At 39.2% G+C, this 14,674-nt stretch carries 29 protein-coding genes; all 29 read right to left on the reverse strand.

Going from position 1 to position 14,674, the window contains the following annotated elements; translation table 11 throughout:
* Positions 1 to 244 precede the first annotated feature (244 nt).
* Positions 245 to 628 carry a 50S ribosomal protein L17 gene (rplQ, locus tag I586_RS10900; protein WP_010766210.1) on the reverse strand — a complete coding sequence of 128 codons (384 nt, stop codon included), beginning with the start codon at positions 626 to 628 and terminating at the stop codon, positions 245 to 247.
* A gap of 27 nt (positions 629 to 655) precedes the next feature.
* Positions 656 to 1,594: a DNA-directed RNA polymerase subunit alpha gene (locus tag I586_RS10905; RefSeq protein WP_010761667.1), complete on the reverse strand. Its 939-nt coding sequence runs from the start codon at positions 1,592 to 1,594 to the stop codon at positions 656 to 658.
* Between the two features lie 80 nt (positions 1,595 to 1,674).
* Complete coding sequence (gene rpsK, locus I586_RS10910; protein ID WP_010761668.1) at positions 1,675 to 2,064, reverse strand: 30S ribosomal protein S11; 390 nt, start codon at positions 2,062 to 2,064, stop codon at positions 1,675 to 1,677.
* Between the two features lie 27 nt (positions 2,065 to 2,091).
* Positions 2,092 to 2,457 carry a 30S ribosomal protein S13 gene (gene rpsM, locus I586_RS10915; RefSeq protein ID WP_010766211.1) on the reverse strand — a complete coding sequence of 122 codons (366 nt, stop codon included), beginning with the start codon at positions 2,455 to 2,457 and terminating at the stop codon, positions 2,092 to 2,094.
* 18 nt (positions 2,458 to 2,475) lie between these two features.
* On the reverse strand, positions 2,476 to 2,592 hold the full coding sequence (gene rpmJ / locus I586_RS10920) for a 50S ribosomal protein L36 (protein WP_002288710.1): 117 nt from the start codon (positions 2,590 to 2,592) through the stop codon (positions 2,476 to 2,478).
* A gap of 32 nt (positions 2,593 to 2,624) precedes the next feature.
* Positions 2,625 to 2,843: a translation initiation factor IF-1 gene (gene infA, locus I586_RS10925; RefSeq protein ID WP_002356224.1), complete on the reverse strand. Its 219-nt coding sequence runs from the start codon at positions 2,841 to 2,843 to the stop codon at positions 2,625 to 2,627.
* A gap of 194 nt (positions 2,844 to 3,037) precedes the next feature.
* The gene (locus tag I586_RS10930; RefSeq protein ID WP_010766212.1) at positions 3,038 to 3,688 is read right to left on the reverse strand and encodes an adenylate kinase; all 651 of its coding nucleotides are present in this window, start codon (positions 3,686 to 3,688) and stop codon (positions 3,038 to 3,040) included.
* A 199-nt stretch (positions 3,689 to 3,887) separates the two neighbouring features.
* Complete coding sequence (gene secY / locus I586_RS10935; RefSeq protein WP_010766213.1) at positions 3,888 to 5,186, reverse strand: preprotein translocase subunit SecY; 1,299 nt, start codon at positions 5,184 to 5,186, stop codon at positions 3,888 to 3,890.
* The gene (gene rplO, locus I586_RS10940) at positions 5,186 to 5,629 is read right to left on the reverse strand and encodes a 50S ribosomal protein L15 (protein WP_010766214.1); all 444 of its coding nucleotides are present in this window, start codon (positions 5,627 to 5,629) and stop codon (positions 5,186 to 5,188) included. Before rplO ends, secY begins: the two co-directional genes overlap by 1 nt.
* Positions 5,630 to 5,665: 36 nt before the next feature.
* The gene (rpmD, locus tag I586_RS10945) at positions 5,666 to 5,845 is read right to left on the reverse strand and encodes a 50S ribosomal protein L30 (protein ID WP_010766215.1); all 180 of its coding nucleotides are present in this window, start codon (positions 5,843 to 5,845) and stop codon (positions 5,666 to 5,668) included.
* A 13-nt stretch (positions 5,846 to 5,858) separates the two neighbouring features.
* Positions 5,859 to 6,359: a 30S ribosomal protein S5 gene (gene rpsE, locus I586_RS10950; protein ID WP_010761674.1), complete on the reverse strand. Its 501-nt coding sequence runs from the start codon at positions 6,357 to 6,359 to the stop codon at positions 5,859 to 5,861.
* A 20-nt stretch (positions 6,360 to 6,379) separates the two neighbouring features.
* Positions 6,380 to 6,736, reverse strand: coding sequence for a 50S ribosomal protein L18 (gene rplR / locus I586_RS10955; protein ID WP_010761675.1), 357 nt, complete (start codon positions 6,734 to 6,736; stop codon positions 6,380 to 6,382).
* Positions 6,737 to 6,832: 96 nt separating this feature from the next.
* Complete coding sequence (gene rplF / locus I586_RS10960; protein ID WP_010766216.1) at positions 6,833 to 7,369, reverse strand: 50S ribosomal protein L6; 537 nt, start codon at positions 7,367 to 7,369, stop codon at positions 6,833 to 6,835.
* 31 nt (positions 7,370 to 7,400) lie between these two features.
* Complete coding sequence (rpsH, locus tag I586_RS10965; protein ID WP_010761677.1) at positions 7,401 to 7,799, reverse strand: 30S ribosomal protein S8; 399 nt, start codon at positions 7,797 to 7,799, stop codon at positions 7,401 to 7,403.
* 35 nt (positions 7,800 to 7,834) lie between these two features.
* Positions 7,835 to 8,020 (reverse strand): type Z 30S ribosomal protein S14, encoded by a 186-nt coding sequence (locus tag I586_RS10970; protein ID WP_002356214.1) that lies wholly within the window; start codon positions 8,018 to 8,020, stop codon positions 7,835 to 7,837.
* 18 nt (positions 8,021 to 8,038) lie between these two features.
* Complete coding sequence (gene rplE, locus I586_RS10975; RefSeq protein WP_010766217.1) at positions 8,039 to 8,578, reverse strand: 50S ribosomal protein L5; 540 nt, start codon at positions 8,576 to 8,578, stop codon at positions 8,039 to 8,041.
* Positions 8,579 to 8,604: 26 nt separating this feature from the next.
* Positions 8,605 to 8,913, reverse strand: coding sequence for a 50S ribosomal protein L24 (gene rplX, locus I586_RS10980; protein WP_010761679.1), 309 nt, complete (start codon positions 8,911 to 8,913; stop codon positions 8,605 to 8,607).
* Positions 8,914 to 8,947: 34 nt separating this feature from the next.
* Complete coding sequence (rplN, locus tag I586_RS10985) at positions 8,948 to 9,316, reverse strand: 50S ribosomal protein L14 (RefSeq protein ID WP_010766218.1); 369 nt, start codon at positions 9,314 to 9,316, stop codon at positions 8,948 to 8,950.
* 59 nt (positions 9,317 to 9,375) lie between these two features.
* Positions 9,376 to 9,642 (reverse strand): 30S ribosomal protein S17, encoded by a 267-nt coding sequence (gene rpsQ / locus I586_RS10990; RefSeq protein WP_010766219.1) that lies wholly within the window; start codon positions 9,640 to 9,642, stop codon positions 9,376 to 9,378.
* Positions 9,643 to 9,665: 23 nt separating this feature from the next.
* Positions 9,666 to 9,854: a 50S ribosomal protein L29 gene (gene rpmC, locus I586_RS10995; protein ID WP_010766220.1), complete on the reverse strand. Its 189-nt coding sequence runs from the start codon at positions 9,852 to 9,854 to the stop codon at positions 9,666 to 9,668.
* Complete coding sequence (rplP, locus tag I586_RS11000; RefSeq protein ID WP_002356208.1) at positions 9,844 to 10,278, reverse strand: 50S ribosomal protein L16; 435 nt, start codon at positions 10,276 to 10,278, stop codon at positions 9,844 to 9,846. Before rplP ends, rpmC begins: the two co-directional genes overlap by 11 nt.
* 2 nt (positions 10,279 to 10,280) lie before the next feature.
* Positions 10,281 to 10,937, reverse strand: a complete 657-nt coding sequence (gene rpsC, locus I586_RS11005) for a 30S ribosomal protein S3 (protein WP_010766221.1) — start codon at positions 10,935 to 10,937, stop codon at positions 10,281 to 10,283.
* 208 nt (positions 10,938 to 11,145) lie between these two features.
* On the reverse strand, positions 11,146 to 11,493 hold the full coding sequence (rplV, locus tag I586_RS11010; RefSeq protein WP_010761685.1) for a 50S ribosomal protein L22: 348 nt from the start codon (positions 11,491 to 11,493) through the stop codon (positions 11,146 to 11,148).
* A gap of 21 nt (positions 11,494 to 11,514) precedes the next feature.
* Positions 11,515 to 11,793 carry a 30S ribosomal protein S19 gene (gene rpsS, locus I586_RS11015; protein WP_010761686.1) on the reverse strand — a complete coding sequence of 93 codons (279 nt, stop codon included), beginning with the start codon at positions 11,791 to 11,793 and terminating at the stop codon, positions 11,515 to 11,517.
* A 42-nt stretch (positions 11,794 to 11,835) separates the two neighbouring features.
* Positions 11,836 to 12,666, reverse strand: a complete 831-nt coding sequence (rplB, locus tag I586_RS11020; RefSeq protein ID WP_010761687.1) for a 50S ribosomal protein L2 — start codon at positions 12,664 to 12,666, stop codon at positions 11,836 to 11,838.
* A 38-nt stretch (positions 12,667 to 12,704) separates the two neighbouring features.
* Positions 12,705 to 12,995: a 50S ribosomal protein L23 gene (gene rplW, locus I586_RS11025; RefSeq protein ID WP_010761688.1), complete on the reverse strand. Its 291-nt coding sequence runs from the start codon at positions 12,993 to 12,995 to the stop codon at positions 12,705 to 12,707.
* Positions 12,995 to 13,618 (reverse strand): 50S ribosomal protein L4, encoded by a 624-nt coding sequence (gene rplD / locus I586_RS11030; RefSeq protein ID WP_010761689.1) that lies wholly within the window; start codon positions 13,616 to 13,618, stop codon positions 12,995 to 12,997. Before rplD ends, rplW begins: the two co-directional genes overlap by 1 nt.
* A 25-nt stretch (positions 13,619 to 13,643) precedes the next feature.
* The gene (rplC, locus tag I586_RS11035) at positions 13,644 to 14,273 is read right to left on the reverse strand and encodes a 50S ribosomal protein L3 (RefSeq protein ID WP_010766222.1); all 630 of its coding nucleotides are present in this window, start codon (positions 14,271 to 14,273) and stop codon (positions 13,644 to 13,646) included.
* Between the two features lie 24 nt (positions 14,274 to 14,297).
* The gene (gene rpsJ, locus I586_RS11040; protein ID WP_002389727.1) at positions 14,298 to 14,606 is read right to left on the reverse strand and encodes a 30S ribosomal protein S10; all 309 of its coding nucleotides are present in this window, start codon (positions 14,604 to 14,606) and stop codon (positions 14,298 to 14,300) included.
* Positions 14,607 to 14,674 lie beyond the last annotated feature (68 nt).

The following is a 14,674-nucleotide window of genomic DNA, read 5'->3' on the forward strand; positions in this document are numbered from 1 at the left end:
CTAATAAAAGTATACTAAAAATTACACTCAGAATCAATAACATAACAAAAATTAAGAACTATTCTTTTCCAACACAAAAAGTCCTAAGAAAATATTCTTAGGACAAAAAAATACACCTTATACTATGATGAGTGCTTCCCTGCCAAACCAAGTCTGACAGGGAAAGCGTTGAGCTAGACTAGGAGTCGCCTCCAACATCATAACACTCTAAAAGAATCATCTATAAAGTGACGGTATAGTTTGATTATTTAACAAATTCGATAATTACCATTGGTGCTGCATCTCCGCGTCTTGGTTCTGTCTTCAAGATACGAGTGTAACCACCTTGGCGTTCAGCGTAACGAGGTGCAAGATCGTTGAATAGTTTTTGTAAAGCTGATTCAACAACAACTGCTTCGTTTTCTTCACGAACACTAGCAACTTCATTACGTACATAAGTAGCTGCTTGACGACGTGCATGAAGATCTCCACGTTTGCCTAAAGTAATCATTTTTTCTGTAGTCGAACGAATTTCTTTCGCACGAGCTTCAGTCGTAACGATACGTTCATTGATAATTAAATCAGTAGTTAAGTCACGCAACATTGCCTTACGTTGGCTTGATGTGCGTCCTAATTTACGATAACCCACGTTGGTTTTCCTCCTTCGTAAAAAGTATTAATCGTCTTTACGTAAGCCTAAACCTAAATCATGTAGTTTTAGTTTAACCTCTTCAAGAGATTTACGACCTAAATTACGTACTTTGATCATTTCTGGTTCAGATTTATTTGTAAGTTCTTGTACAGTGTTAATACCTGCACGTTTTAAACAGTTGTATGAACGAACAGACAAGTCTAGTTCTTCGATGGTCATTTCTAGCATTTTTTCTTTTTGTGTTTCTTCTTTTTCAACCATGATTTCAGCGTTTTTCGCTTCATCAGTAAGGTTAACAAAGATGTCTAAATGCTCCGTCATAATCTTAGCAGCTAAGCTAAGGGCTTCTTGAGGAATGATTGAACCATCAGTCCATATTTCCATTGTTAATTTGTCGAAATCATCACGACGACCAACACGAGTGTTTTCTACTTGGTAGTTGACACGACGAACTGGTGTATAGATGGAGTCAACAGGGAGAACACCAATCGGCATATCTTCCTTTTTGTTTTCGTCTGCTTGAACATAGCCACGACCAGGTTTCACTGTTAAGCGAGCATGGAAAGTAGCTCCTTCAGAGACACTACAGATAATTAAATCTTTATTCAAGATCTCAACATCGCTGTCGACGATAATATCGCCAGCAGTTACTGTAGCAGGTCCTGTAATATCGATCTCAAGGGTTTTTTCTTCTTCTGCATAAAGCTTTAATGCTAAACCTTTAATATTCAAAATAATTTGAGTTACGTCTTCTCGTACACCTTTAATTGTAGAAAATTCATGTAACACACCATCGATTTGAATATTGGTAATAGCCGCTCCCGGTAAAGAAGACAATAAAATACGACGTAGAGAATTGCCTAAAGTAGTCCCGTAACCTCTTTCCAGTGGTTCAACGACGAACTTGCCATAATCTCTATTTTCATCAATTTTTTCGATTCTTGGTTTTTCAAATTCAATCATTCTTATCTATACCCCTTTCAAAACGAAAAGTGTCTTGTTCAATGACGTTCTTAATTCAAACTCAGAATGAGTGGCACTCATTAAACACGACGGCGTTTTGGAGGGCGGCATCCATTATGAGGAACTGGAGTCACGTCACGAATTGCAGTCACTTCTAAACCTGTTGCTTGCAATGAACGAATCGCTGCTTCACGTCCAGAACCAGGTCCTTTAACTGTTACATCAACAGTTTTAAGTCCGTGTTCTTGTGCTGCTTTAGTTGCAGCTTCTGCGGCCATTTGAGCTGCAAACGGTGTTGATTTTTTGCTTCCTTTAAAACCTAATGAACCTGCAGATGACCATGCTAATGCATTACCATGACTGTCAGTGATCATTACAATTGTATTATTGAATGTAGAATGGATATGTGCAATCCCAGTTTCTATATTCTTTTTCACACGGCGTTTACGACTAACTTTTTTTGCTGCCATGAGGATCTAACCTCCTTCACTTAGGAATTATTTTTTCTTGCCTGCTACAGTACGAGCTGGGCCTTTACGAGTACGTGCATTGTTTTTCGTGTTTTGTCCACGAGTTGGTAATCCACGACGGTGACGGATTCCACGGTATGAACCGATTTCCATCAAGCGTTTGATGTTCAAGTTCACTTCACGACGAAGATCACCTTCAATTTTTAACTTATCAATTTCCGCACGGATAGCATCTGTTTGTTCGTTTGTTAAGTCACGAACGCGAATATCTTCAGATACGCCAACGTTTGCTAAAACTTTCTTAGCAGTAGTGTTACCAATACCAAAAATATAAGTAAGGGAAATTACTACACGTTTATCACGAGGGATGTCTACTCCTGCAATACGAGCCATTCTACGTTACACCTCCTATTATCCTTGACGTTGTTTATGTTTTGGATTTGCTGGGCAAATGACCATAACACGTCCTTTACGGCGAATTACTTTACAATGTTCACACATTGGTTTTACTGATGGTCTTACTTTCATGATAATACCTCCCTGAATTTTACGGAGTACAATTATTTAAAGCGATAAGTGATTCGACCACGAGTTAAATCATATGGAGATAACTCTACAGTCACTTTATCCCCAGGTAAAATTCGAATATAATGCATACGGATCTTACCGGAAACAGTAGCAAGAACTTGGTGTCCATTTTCTAGTTCAACTTTAAACATTGCATTCGGCAAAGTTTCGACGACTGTACCTTCGACTTCAATCATATCTTCTTTAGCCACGCACAGTACCTCCTTGTACTTGTTTCGCATTTTCACACGATAAAATGGCGGAAACTTCAGCTCCCACCTAGAATTTTCAATTAAGCTTCCACAAAAAGGTAGAAGTCGGACTGATATATTCTATCATAAACTATTCTATTTGGCAAGAGAATCTGAATCAAACACAAATGGTAAGCTTGCGGCTAATCAGATAGCTATTTTTTTTCAATGATTTCTTTCACTTCAGAAAAAACAGTATCGATTTCGCGATTCCCATCTATTGTGTGCAATACATTTTTAGCCTTATAAAAGTCTAAAATTGGTGCACTGCTTTTGATGTTGACAGCCAGACGGTTTTTGACCGTTTCGGGCTTATCATCTTCTCTTTGATAAAATTCATGTCCGCCGCAACGATCACATGTGCCTTCTACAGTAGGAGGATTGAAGATCTTATGGTAGGTTGCTCCACATGATCGGCAGATAAACCGACCAGCTAAACGTTCAACCAAAATTTCTTCTTCAACATGGATGTCGATGACAGCATCAATTTTTTTGTTTAACTCTGTTAACATTTTATCTAATGCTTCTGCTTGATCCAAAGTACGTGGAAAACCATCTAATAAAAATCCTTTATCAGTATCAGGTTCTGCCAAACGTTCTTTGACAATTCCATTTGTTACATCATCTGGAACCAAAGCACCTTTATCGATATAAGATTTCGCTTCTAAGCCAAGAGCAGTTTCGTTTTTCATTGCAGCACGGAACATATCTCCTGTAGAAATATGAGGAATACCATAAGTATCCACAATCTGTTCTGCTTGAGTTCCTTTGCCTGCTCCAGGCAATCCCATTAAAATGAGGTTCATTTCATTTCCTCCTAATTTTAAAGGCTGGCTTTTGAAGCTAGCCTAGCGAGAGTTAAGGTCGCGACGGAAGTGTCTAGCTCCGAGAAATAAGAGGGAATTCACAAAAATTAAAAATTTTAGTGAACTTCAGATTATTTCCGAAGGAGCTTGCTTCTGTCCCGCCGTATATGTGCTGAGGATGATCCTCAACACACGACTCTTACTTATTGATAAAGCCAACATATTGACGTTTCAACATTAAACCTTCTAACTGTTTCGCTGTTTCTAAAGCAACACCTATTACAATCAGTAAGCTTGTTCCTCCTAAACCGATAGATTGCGGTAACTTCCAAATCATTTGTGCAATAATTGGTAGTAATGCAACTAAACCTAGGAAAATAGAACCGACAACACTTAGTCTCATTAACATTCCAGAAATATATTCTTCTGTCCCTTTACCTGGTCGTACACTTGGAATATAACTTCCTTGTTTTTGTAAGTTTTCCGCTAATTTCTCAGGGTTAACTTGAACAAATGCATAGAAGAATGTAAAAGCAACGATCAGCACAGTGTATATAATAGCACCTGGAACGGTATTGTAACTAAAAATTTGTGTCATTATATCATACCAACCTTCACCAGAATAATTCTTAGAGAAGGCTTGTAAAACAGCGTTCGGCGTAGCAATCAACGAACTTGCAAAGATAACTGGGATAACACCCGCAGCATTTACTTTTAACGGTAAATAACTACTTGTTGGTGCACCAGAAACGCGTTTTGTATATTGGATTGGAATTTTTCGTTCTGCCTGCTGGAAAAAGGTTACTAATGTAACAACAGCCAATATTGCAATAATCAATATCACGATAAAGATAACAGATTGCCAAATTCTAGAAGATTCAATATTGATAAAGTAATCATCAATGATTTCTTTGATCCCTTCTGGTACGCGGGAAATAATCCCGGCGAAGATGATCATTGACACACCATTTCCGATTCCCTTTTCAGTAATTTGCTCTCCTAACCATGTAACAAACATTGTTCCACCTGTTAAAATCACAGCAATCATCACAAAAGTGTTGATATTAGGATTTTTTACGATCCCTGTTTGACTTAAACTTTGAAATCCAGCAGTAATCCCCATTGACTGAGCAATACCCAAGACAATCGTTAGATATCTTGTTGCTTGATTCAATTTCTTACGTCCAACTTCACCTTGCTTCGACCATTCTACGAACTTGGGAATGATATCCATTTGTAACAGTTGGATAATGATCGATGCTGTAATGTAAGGCGAAACCCCCATCGAGAAGATGGAGAAATTTTGCATTGCACTACCGCTGACCATATTCAACATATTTAAAAATGGTAAATTGCTCAAGTCTTGCAAACCTTTTGCATTTACGCCAGGTACAGTTATATGCGCACCTAAACGAAATACAAAAAGAATGAATACAGTAAACAAAATTTTTGATCTAATGTCTTTGACTTTAAAAGCGTCTTTTAATAGTTTAAACATTAGATCACCTCGATTGATCCACCAGCTGCAACAATTGCTTCTTCTGCTGCTTTAGAGAATTTAGCTGCTTTCACAGTTAATTTTTTAGTTGTTAATTCACCGTTAGCAAGAACTTTGATTCCAGCTTTTTCGTTTTTAACGATTCCAGCTTCGATCAATCCTACAGGTGTTACTTCAGTTCCATCTTCGAAACGATTTAAGACATCTAAGTTGATGACTGCATAATCTTTACGGTTGATGTTCGTGAAGCCACGTTTTGGTAAACGACGGAATAATGGAGTTTGACCCCCTTCAAATCCTAGTCTTACACCACCGCCTGAACGAGCTTTTTGCCCTTTTTGTCCACGGCCAGATGTTTTACCATTACCAGATGAAGTACCACGTCCAACACGGTTACGTACTTGGCGTGAACCTTCAGCAGGTTTCAATTCATGAAGTTTCATTGGTTTGGCACCTCCTTAACAATGTACTATTGTAAATTAAACTTCTTCAACGTCCACTAAATGAGACACAGTGTTGATCATACCTTTAATGGCAACATTATCAGGTTTGACAACAGAGCTGTTTACTTTTCCTAAACCTAATGCTTTAACTGTATCTTTTTGGTTTTGAGGACGTCCGATGATGCTGCGTTTTAATGTAACTTTTAATTCAGCCATTCTTATGTCCTCCTTATCCTAAAATTTCTTCTACAGATTTACCACGAAGTGCTGCCACTTCTTCGGCACGTTTTAATTGTTTTAACCCTTCAACTGTTGCGCGAACAACGTTGATTGGAGTGTTTGAACCTAATGATTTTGATGTAATATCTGCTACACCAGCTAATTCCAATACGGCACGAACTGGTCCACCAGCGGCTACCCCAGAACCTTCTACTGCAGGTTTCATAAGGATACGGCCACCACCGAATACCCCAATCACTTCGTGAGGGATACTAGAACCAACCATAGGTACTTCCACTAAGTTTTTCTTCGCGTCTTCGATTGCTTTACGGATTGCTTCTGGCACTTCTTGTGCTTTACCAGTCCCAAAGCCAACGTGACCGTTTTTATCTCCCACAACAACTAATGCTGCAAAGCGTAGACGACGTCCACCTTTAACAACTTTCGTTACACGGTTGATAGAAACCACGCGGTCTTCTAATTCCAAGTGTTTTGGATCAATATAAACCATGAATGGTGTTCCTCCTTCTCCTAAAATTCTAGTCCATTTTCACGCGCTGCTTCAGCTAAAGCTTGCACGCGGCCATGGTAAAGGTATCCACCACGGTCAAAGACTACTACTTTAACGCCTTTTTCAGCGGCACGTTCAGCGATTAATTTACCAACAGCTGCGGCTGTTTCTGTTTTGTTTCCACCTGAAATTTCTTTATCTAAGGCAGAGGCACTTGCTAGCGTTACACCCGCTACGTCATCAATAATTTGCGCGTAGATGTTTTTGTTAGAACGGAATACGTTCAAGCGTGGGCACTCAGCAGTACCAGAGATTTTGTTACGTACACGACGATGTCTCTTTTGGCGTGTTTTGTTTTTATCTGGTTTTGTAATCACAATTGTCACCTCTTTATATTTGCTAGCTATTAAGCTGCGATAGACAACGGATCGTTATTTTTCAAACTGAATTGAAAAATAACTCTCAAGCTGCTATTATTTACCAGTTTTACCTTCTTTACGACGTACGAATTCGCCAACATAACGGATTCCTTTGCCTTTATAAGGTTCTGGAGGACGAGTACCACGAATATTCGCTGCTAATTCACCAACGTGTTCTTTGTTAGCGCCTTTTACAACTACTTGTGTATTCGAAGGTACTTCTACAGTTACACCAGCTGGTGGTGTAATTTCTACTGGATGAGAATACCCAACGTTAAGAACTAATGTAGTCCCTTGCATTTGGGCACGGTACCCAACCCCGATAAGTTCAAGAGCTTTTTCAAAGCCTGTACTTACACCAACAACCATGTTGTTGAAGTTCGCACGAGTTGTTCCGTGAATTGTTTTCATGTCTTTGCTATCATTTGGACGAGTGAAAGTTACTTCGTTTCCTTCGATATTCATTGTGATATCAGCAGAAAATTCACGTGTTAATTCACCTTTAGGTCCTTTTACAGTAATGTTGTTTCCTTCTTGTTTGACTTCAACGCCAGCAGGAAGTACAACGATTTTATTACCAATACGGCTCACTTAGAGACACCTCCTTGTGTGTTTTTTTAAATTACCATACGTAGGCGATTACTTCGCCGCCGATGTTTTTAGCTCTTGCTTCTTTATCAGTTACAACACCTTCAGAAGTAGAGATAATCGCGATTCCTAGACCATTCAATACTTTAGGTACTTCGTCAGATTTGACATAAGCACGTAAACCTGGTTTAGAAATACGTTTTAAGTTTGTGATAACACGTTCTTCGTTTTTACCGTATTTAAGGAAAACACGAATCACGCCTTGTTTGTCATCTTCGATATATTCTACATCGCGTACAAAACCTTCACGTTTCAAGATTTCAGCGATATCACGTTTGATTTTTGACGCAGGCACTTCTAAGCTTTCATGTTTAACCATGTTTGCATTACGAATGCGCGTTAGAAAATCTGCAATTGGATCTGTCATGACCATTGAACTATTTACCTCCTTTATGCGAGTTTACTTGTTTACCAGCTAGCTTTCTTCACGCCGGGAATTTGACCTTTATAGGCAAGTTCGCGGAAGCAAATACGGCAAAGATGAAATTTACGATAAACTGAATGTGGACGTCCGCAACGTTCACAACGAGTATACGCTTGTGTTGAATGTTTTGCAGGGCGTTTGTTTTTAGCAATCATTGATTTTTTAGCCACGTAGTTCGCCTCCTTTTATTATTTTTGGAATGGCATACCTAATTGTGTCAACAATTCACGAGATTCTTCATCTGTGTTTGCTGTTGTTACAATAACGATGTCCATACCGCGTACTTTATCTACTAAATCATAATCAACTTCTGGGAAGATTAATTGTTCTTTAACACCTAAAGTATAGTTACCACGTCCGTCAAAAGCTTTTTTGCTTACTCCGTGGAAGTCACGTACACGAGGTAAAGAAACAGATACTAATTTATCTAAAAATTCGTACATTCTTTCTCCGCGTAAAGTAACTTTCGCACCGATTGGCATACCTTCACGTAAACGGAAACCAGCGATTGATTTTTTAGCTTTTGTGATCAATGGTTTTTGACCTGTGATCAATGCTAATTCTTCAACTGCTTTATCTAAATTTTTTGCGTTTGAAACAGCGTCACCCACACCCATGTTAATAACGATCTTATCAACTTTTGGTGTTTGCATAACTGAACTATAATTAAATTTTTCCACTAATGATGGAGTAATTTCTTTAATATATTTTTCTTTCAGGCGGTTCATTTAGTAAGCCCCTCCTTCCTTTTAATCTATTTATCTAAGACTTCACCGGTTTTTTTAGAAACACGGACTTTTTTTCCATCGACTTCTTTGTAACCTACACGACCAGCTACACCTGTTCCGTCAATCACCATTACATTAGAAACATGAATCGGCGCTTCGACTTCTAGGATTCCGCCTTGCGGCGCTGCTTGATTTGGTTTTTGGTGTTTTTTCATGATGTTAACACCTTCAACGATGACTTTGTCTTTTTTAGGAAACGCTGCTAATACAACGCCTTCTTTATTTTTGTCTTTACCAGTGATAATTTTCACTTTATCGCCTTTTTTAACAAACATTACTGTTTCGCACCTCCTTTGATACGTGTCCTGATTATAATACTTCTGGTGCTAGAGAAACGATCTTCATGAAGTTGTTTTCACGTAATTCACGTGCAACAGGACCGAAGATACGAGTTCCACGCGGGCTCTTATCATCACGAATAATTACAGCAGCATTTTCATCAAATTTAATGTATGAACCGTCTGTACGACGAGCTCCTGATTTAGTACGAACGATAACGGCTTTTACGACTTCACCTTTTTTGACAACCCCACCTGGCGTTGCTTGTTTAACCGTAGCAACAATCACGTCACCAATATTAGCAGTTTTACGTCCAGAACCACCTAGTACTTTAATCGTTAAGATTTCACGAGCACCTGAGTTATCTGCGACTTTTAATCGGCTTTCTTGTTGGATCACGATGTGTATCCCCCTTTCAGATTTTATGTTTCAATCTATATAGGAAAATCTCGTTTTTATTAGATGACAACTGCTTCTTCGACTACCTCTAGTAAACGGAAACGTTTTGTAGCTGATAATGGACGAGTTTCCATGATTCTTACGATGTCTCCAACTTTTGCAGTGTTGTTTTCATCATGAGCTTTGTATTTCTTAGAATATTTCATACGTTTACCATAAATAGGATGGTTTTTCTTTGTTTCTACGACAACAGTGATAGTTTTATCCATCTTGTCTGAAACAACACGACCTTGGTAAACTTTGCGTTGATTTCTTTCTTCAGTCATACGCGTTTGGCCTCCTTCCACTATTAGTTAGCTTGTTCACGCAATACTGTTTTGATGCGTGCAATCGATTGACGTACTTCTTTAATACGTGCAGTGTTTTCTAATTGACCTGTTGCTAGTTGGAATCTAAGATTAAATAATTCTTCTTTGAATTGCTTTTCTTTTTCAAGCATTTCGGCAGTGGTTAATTCTCTGATTTCTTTAACCTTCATTCGATTCACCACCCATTTCCTCACGTTTTACAATTTTGGTTTTCACCGGTAATTTGTGGGATGCAAGGCGAAGTGCTTCACGAGCTACTTCTTCAGGTACGCCTGCGATTTCAAACATGATCTTGCCACGTTTAACTGGTGAAACCCAGCCTTCAGGAGCCCCTTTACCTTTACCCATACGAACACCAATTGCTTTACTTGTATATGATTTGTGAGGGAAAATTTTAATCCATACTTTCCCGCCACGTTTCATATAACGAGTCATAGCAATACGGGCAGCTTCGATTTGACGGTTAGTAATCCAGTGAGATTCAGTTGCTTGTAAACCCCATTCACCAAATGCTACTTCTTTTCCGCCTTTGGCTTCACCACGCATTTTACCTCTAAATTCACGACGGTGTTTTACACGTTTAGGTACTAACATGATTATTTCCCTCCTTTCTCAGTGTTTTTTTTCGTTGGAAGAATTTCTCCACGGTAAATCCACACTTTAACTCCTAATTTTCCGTAAGTTGTGTCTGCTTCTTCCCATGCGTAATCAATATCAGCACGCAAAGTGTGAAGTGGAACTGTACCTTCAGAGTAACCTTCTGAACGAGCGATATCAGCACCGTTTAAACGACCTGATACTTGTGTTTTGATACCTTTAGCGCCTGAACGCATAGTGCGTTGGATCGCTTGTTTTTGAGCACGACGGAAAGCAACACGGTTTTCTAATTGACGTGCAATTCCTTCGCCTACTAATTTTGCATCTAAATCTGGTTTTTTGATTTCAATGATGTTGATATGAACTCTTTTACCAGTTAATGAATTTAATGATTTTCTTAGGTTTTCGACTTCAGATCCGCCTTTACCGATAACCATACCTGGTTTAGCTGTGTGGATTGAAATGTTTACACGATTTGCAGCGCGCTCGATCTCAATTGTAGACACAGCGGCATCAGCAAGTTTTGTCGCGATAAATTTACGGATTCTTAAATCTTCGTGTAAGAACTCAGCATACTCTTTTTCAGCATACCATTTTGCATCCCAGTCGCGGATGATGCCTACACGCATTCCAATTGGATGTACTTTTTGACCCACTGATTGTCCCTCCTCTTATCTTTTGACACCTATTCATTAAAATAAATAGGTTTCATCATGAGGTCCGGTAGCCATTGCTGTAACACACAGTGACTGCTTCGCAGAACTGATGTGGCACAGTACAAGGTGACTGAAAGGAACGTTGTTCCCTTAATAACCTTTGTACTAGGCTCCTCCTCTTATTAAGTGACGTCTGTTTAAAAACAGATTATTTTTCTGATACGACTACTGTAAGATGACTTGTACGTTTATTGATTGGTGATGCTGAACCTTTTGCACGAGGACGGAAGCGTTTCATTGTTGGTCCTTCGTTGACAAATGCTTCAGATACTACTAAGTTTTCAACGTCTAAGTCAAAGTTATTTTCTGCGTTAGCAACTGCTGACATTAAAACTTTTTCAATGATTCCAGCAGATTTGTTTGGCATGAATTTCAAGATAGAAATTGCATCCGCAACGCTTTTACCTCTGATAAGATCGATTACTAAACGGGCTTTACGAGGTGAAGTGCGAACTGTTTTAGCAGTTGCCTTAGCTGATGTAATTTGTTCTGACATTTGCATTTCCTCCCCTCAAAATTAACGTCTAGTTTTCTTATCGTCGGCTCCGTGGCCACGATAAGTTCTAGTTGGTGCAAATTCACCTAATTTATGTCCTACCATGTCTTCTTGGATGTATACAGGAACGTGTTTACGTCCATCATATACGGCAATTGTAAATCCAACGAATGTTGGAAAAATTGTAGAACGGCGAGACCAAGTTTTAATTACTTTCTTCTTTTCGGCACCTTGTTGAGCTTCTACTTTTTTCATTAAATGCTCATCAGCGAAAGGTCCTTTTTTCAAACTACGACCCATGGTGAACCTCCTCTCAAAATGTACGACACATGGTCAAAAAAATTATTTAGTACGACGACGAACGATAAGTTTGTCTGATTTAGCTTTTTTATTACGAGTTTTCAAGCCGATAGCTGGTTGACCCCAAGGTGATACTGGAGCTTTACGTCCGATCGGTTGTTTACCTTCACCACCACCGTGTGGGTGATCGTTCGGGTTCATTACGCTACCACGAACTGTCGGGCGTTTACGCATCCAACGAGAGCGGCCTGCTTTACCAATGTTGATTAATTCGTGTTGTTCGTTACCAACAGAACCGATAGTTGCACGGCAAGTTGCTAAGATCATACGAACTTCACCAGAGTTCAAACGGATTAATACGTATTTGCCTTCTTTACCAAGTACTTGAGCACTTGTTCCAGCAGAACGGATCAATTGACCGCCTTTACCAGGTTTCATTTCAATGTTGTGGACAACAGTACCTACTGGAATATTTTCCAATGGTAATGCGTTCCCTACTTTAATATCTGCTTCAGTACCGGAAACAAGGCGCATGCCTACTTCCAATCCTTTTGGTGCTAGAATGTATGCTTTGATTCCATCTTCGTAATGTACTAACGCGATGTTAGCAGAACGGTTTGGATCATACTCGATAGTTTTGACAACCGCTACAACGTTATCTTTATTACGTTTGAAGTCGATCATACGGTATTGACGTTTGTGACCGCCACCTTGATGACGAACTGTAATACGACCGTTGTTGTTACGACCGGCATGGTTTTTTAATGGCGCCAACAACGATTTTTCAGGTGTTGATGTCGTGATTTCAGCAAAATCAGATGCTGTCATATTACGACGGCCATTTGTGGTAGGTTTATACTTTTTAATCGCCACGTCTTTTTCCCTCCCATTTAATAGTTAACATGGACTGCTTATTCAGCAGCATCGAAAATTTGAATTTCTTTTGAATCATCTGTTAATGTCACAACAGCTTTGCGACGTTTTTTTGTGTAACCAGCATGTTTACCCATACGTTTAAATTTAGGGCGCACGTTAATGATGTTTACGTTTTTAACTTTAACATCAAATGCTGCTACAACAGCTTGTTTTACTAAAGTTTTGTTTGCGCGAGTGTCCACTTCGAAAGTGTATTTCTTTTCGTCCATAGCAAGCATGGATTTTTCAGTGATCACTGGGCGTTTGATTACGTCTAGTAAGTTCATTATGCAAGCACCTCCTCAATTTGAGTAAGAGCAGTTTGTGTTGCCAATACTTTAGTATTAGAAACGATATCTAAAACACTTACGTTATCAGAAGTTACTACAGAAACGTTTGGTAGATTACGTGCAGACAATGCTGCAAAATCATTTCCTGTTTCTAAAACAACTAATACTTTCGCATCAATAGATAAGTTAGTTAAAACTTGTTTGAATTCTTTTGTTTTTGGTGCATCAAAGCCTAACGCTTCAACTGCTACCAAGTTGTTTTCAGCAACTTTATCTGACAATACAGATTTCATTGCTAAACGACGAACTTTTTTAGGAAGTTTGTAGCTGTAAGAACGCGGTGTTGGTCCGAAGACTACGCCACCTCCACGCCATTGTGGTGAACGAATTGAACCTTGACGAGCACGACCAGTTCCTTTTTGACGCCATGGTTTACGGCCGCCGCCACGAACTTCTCCGCGGTGTTTTACTGAGTGTGTACCTTGTCTTAATGAAGCACGTTGCATGATGATTGCATCGTAGACAACAGTTTCATTTGGTTCGATTCCGAAAATCTCTTCGTTTAAAGTGATTTCACCATTTTGAGTTCCATCTTGTTTAAATAATGCTACATTCGGCATTCCTTAGTTCCTCCTTTCCCTACGCTTATTTAGCTTTCACAGCTGATTTGATTGTGATTAATGATTTTTTCGCTCCAGGAATGTTACCTTTGATCATGATTACATTTCTTTCAGCGTCCACTTTAACAATTTCAAGGTTTTGAATTGTTACGCGGTTACCACCCATACGGCCGGCAAGTTTTTTATTTTTAAATACACGGTTAGGTGCAACTGGACCCATTGACCCAGGACGACGGTGGTAACGAGATCCGTGACTCATTGGTCCGCGGCTTTGTCCGTGACGTTTGATAACGCCTTGGAATCCTTTACCTTTCGAAGTTCCTGTAACATCAATAATGTCTCCTGCTTGGAAAACATCTACCTTAATTTCTTTACCTACTTCATATTCTCCTAGCTCAACATTTTTGAATTCCTTAATGAAGCGCTTAGGAGCCGTGTTTGCTTTTGCAACATGACCTTTCGCAGGTTTGTTCGCTAATACTTCACGTTTGTCTTGGTAACCGATTTGGATAGCTTCGTATCCGTCAGTCTCAACAGTTTTTACTTGTAAAACTACGTTTGGCGTAGCTTCAACTACTGTTACTGGAATTAATTCACCAGACTCAGTAAAGATTTGTGTCATTCCCACTTTTTTTCCTAAGATTCCTTTGGTCATGAGTACACCTCCATCATCTTGATTTTATAGTTTGATTTCAATATTCACACCAGATGGTAAGTCAAGCTTCATTAAAGCATCAACTGTTTTTGGTGTTGGGTTCACAATGTCGATTAGACGTTTGTGCGTACGCATTTCGAATTGTTCGCGTGAATCTTTGTATTTATGAGTCGCACGAATAACTGTGTAAAGCGAGCGTTCTGTTGGTAATGGAATTGGTCCTGACACGTCAGCTCCAGTTCTTTTTGCTGTTTCCACAATTTTATCCGCTGATTGATCTAAAATACGGTGTTCATACGCTTTTAAACGGATACGAATTTTTTGTTTTGCCATCTTGTTCCCTCCTTCGCCTATTTTGAAAGTAGACATAGCTCCACGAAAATTTTTCCGTCACGCTCGTT

This window comes from Enterococcus moraviensis ATCC BAA-383 (assembly GCF_000407445.1).
GTDB lineage: Bacteria > Bacillota > Bacilli > Lactobacillales > Enterococcaceae > Enterococcus_L > Enterococcus_L moraviensis.

Bases quoted from the DNA above. Each gene is read 5' to 3' on its own strand.
- rpmJ (WP_002288710.1), bottom strand. From the start codon at position 2,592: ATGAAAGTAAGACCATCAGTAAAACCAATGTGTGAACATTGTAAAGTA.
- rpsS (WP_010761686.1), bottom strand. From the start codon at position 11,793: ATGGGTCGTAGTTTGAAAAAAGGACCTTTCGCTGATGAGCATTTAATG.
- rpsK (WP_010761668.1), bottom strand. From the start codon at position 2,064: ATGGCAGCAAAAAAAGTTAGTCGTAAACGCCGTGTGAAAAAGAATATA.
- secY (WP_010766213.1), bottom strand. From the start codon at position 5,186: ATGTTTAAACTATTAAAAGACGCTTTTAAAGTCAAAGACATTAGATCA.
- rpsQ (WP_010766219.1), bottom strand. From the start codon at position 9,642: ATGACTGAAGAAAGAAATCAACGCAAAGTTTACCAAGGTCGTGTTGTT.
- rplC (WP_010766222.1), bottom strand. From the start codon at position 14,273: ATGACCAAAGGAATCTTAGGAAAAAAAGTGGGAATGACACAAATCTTT.
- rplX (WP_010761679.1), bottom strand. From the start codon at position 8,913: ATGTTTGTTAAAAAAGGCGATAAAGTGAAAATTATCACTGGTAAAGAC.
- rplO (WP_010766214.1), bottom strand. From the start codon at position 5,629: ATGAAACTTCATGAATTGAAACCTGCTGAAGGTTCACGCCAAGTACGT.
- rpsH (WP_010761677.1), bottom strand. From the start codon at position 7,799: ATGGTCATGACAGATCCAATTGCAGATTTTCTAACGCGCATTCGTAAT.
- I586_RS10930 (WP_010766212.1), bottom strand. From the start codon at position 3,688: ATGAACCTCATTTTAATGGGATTGCCTGGAGCAGGCAAAGGAACTCAA.
- rpmD (WP_010766215.1), bottom strand. From the start codon at position 5,845: ATGGCTGAATTAAAAGTTACATTAAAACGCAGCATCATCGGACGTCCT.
- rplW (WP_010761688.1), bottom strand. From the start codon at position 12,995: ATGAACTTACTAGACGTAATCAAACGCCCAGTGATCACTGAAAAATCC.
- rpsM (WP_010766211.1), bottom strand. From the start codon at position 2,457: ATGGCTCGTATTGCAGGAGTAGACATCCCTCGTGATAAACGTGTAGTA.
- I586_RS10905 (WP_010761667.1), bottom strand. From the start codon at position 1,594: ATGATTGAATTTGAAAAACCAAGAATCGAAAAAATTGATGAAAATAGA.
- rpsJ (WP_002389727.1), bottom strand. From the start codon at position 14,606: ATGGCAAAACAAAAAATTCGTATCCGTTTAAAAGCGTATGAACACCGT.
- rpmC (WP_010766220.1), bottom strand. From the start codon at position 9,854: ATGAAGGTTAAAGAAATCAGAGAATTAACCACTGCCGAAATGCTTGAA.
- rplP (WP_002356208.1), bottom strand. From the start codon at position 10,278: ATGTTAGTACCTAAACGTGTAAAACACCGTCGTGAATTTAGAGGTAAA.
- rplD (WP_010761689.1), bottom strand. From the start codon at position 13,618: ATGCCGAATGTAGCATTATTTAAACAAGATGGAACTCAAAATGGTGAA.
- rplV (WP_010761685.1), bottom strand. From the start codon at position 11,493: ATGTCAGAACAAATTACATCAGCTAAGGCAACTGCTAAAACAGTTCGC.
- rplE (WP_010766217.1), bottom strand. From the start codon at position 8,578: ATGAACCGCCTGAAAGAAAAATATATTAAAGAAATTACTCCATCATTA.
- rpsE (WP_010761674.1), bottom strand. From the start codon at position 6,359: ATGGTTTATATTGATCCAAAACACTTGGAATTAGAAGACCGCGTGGTT.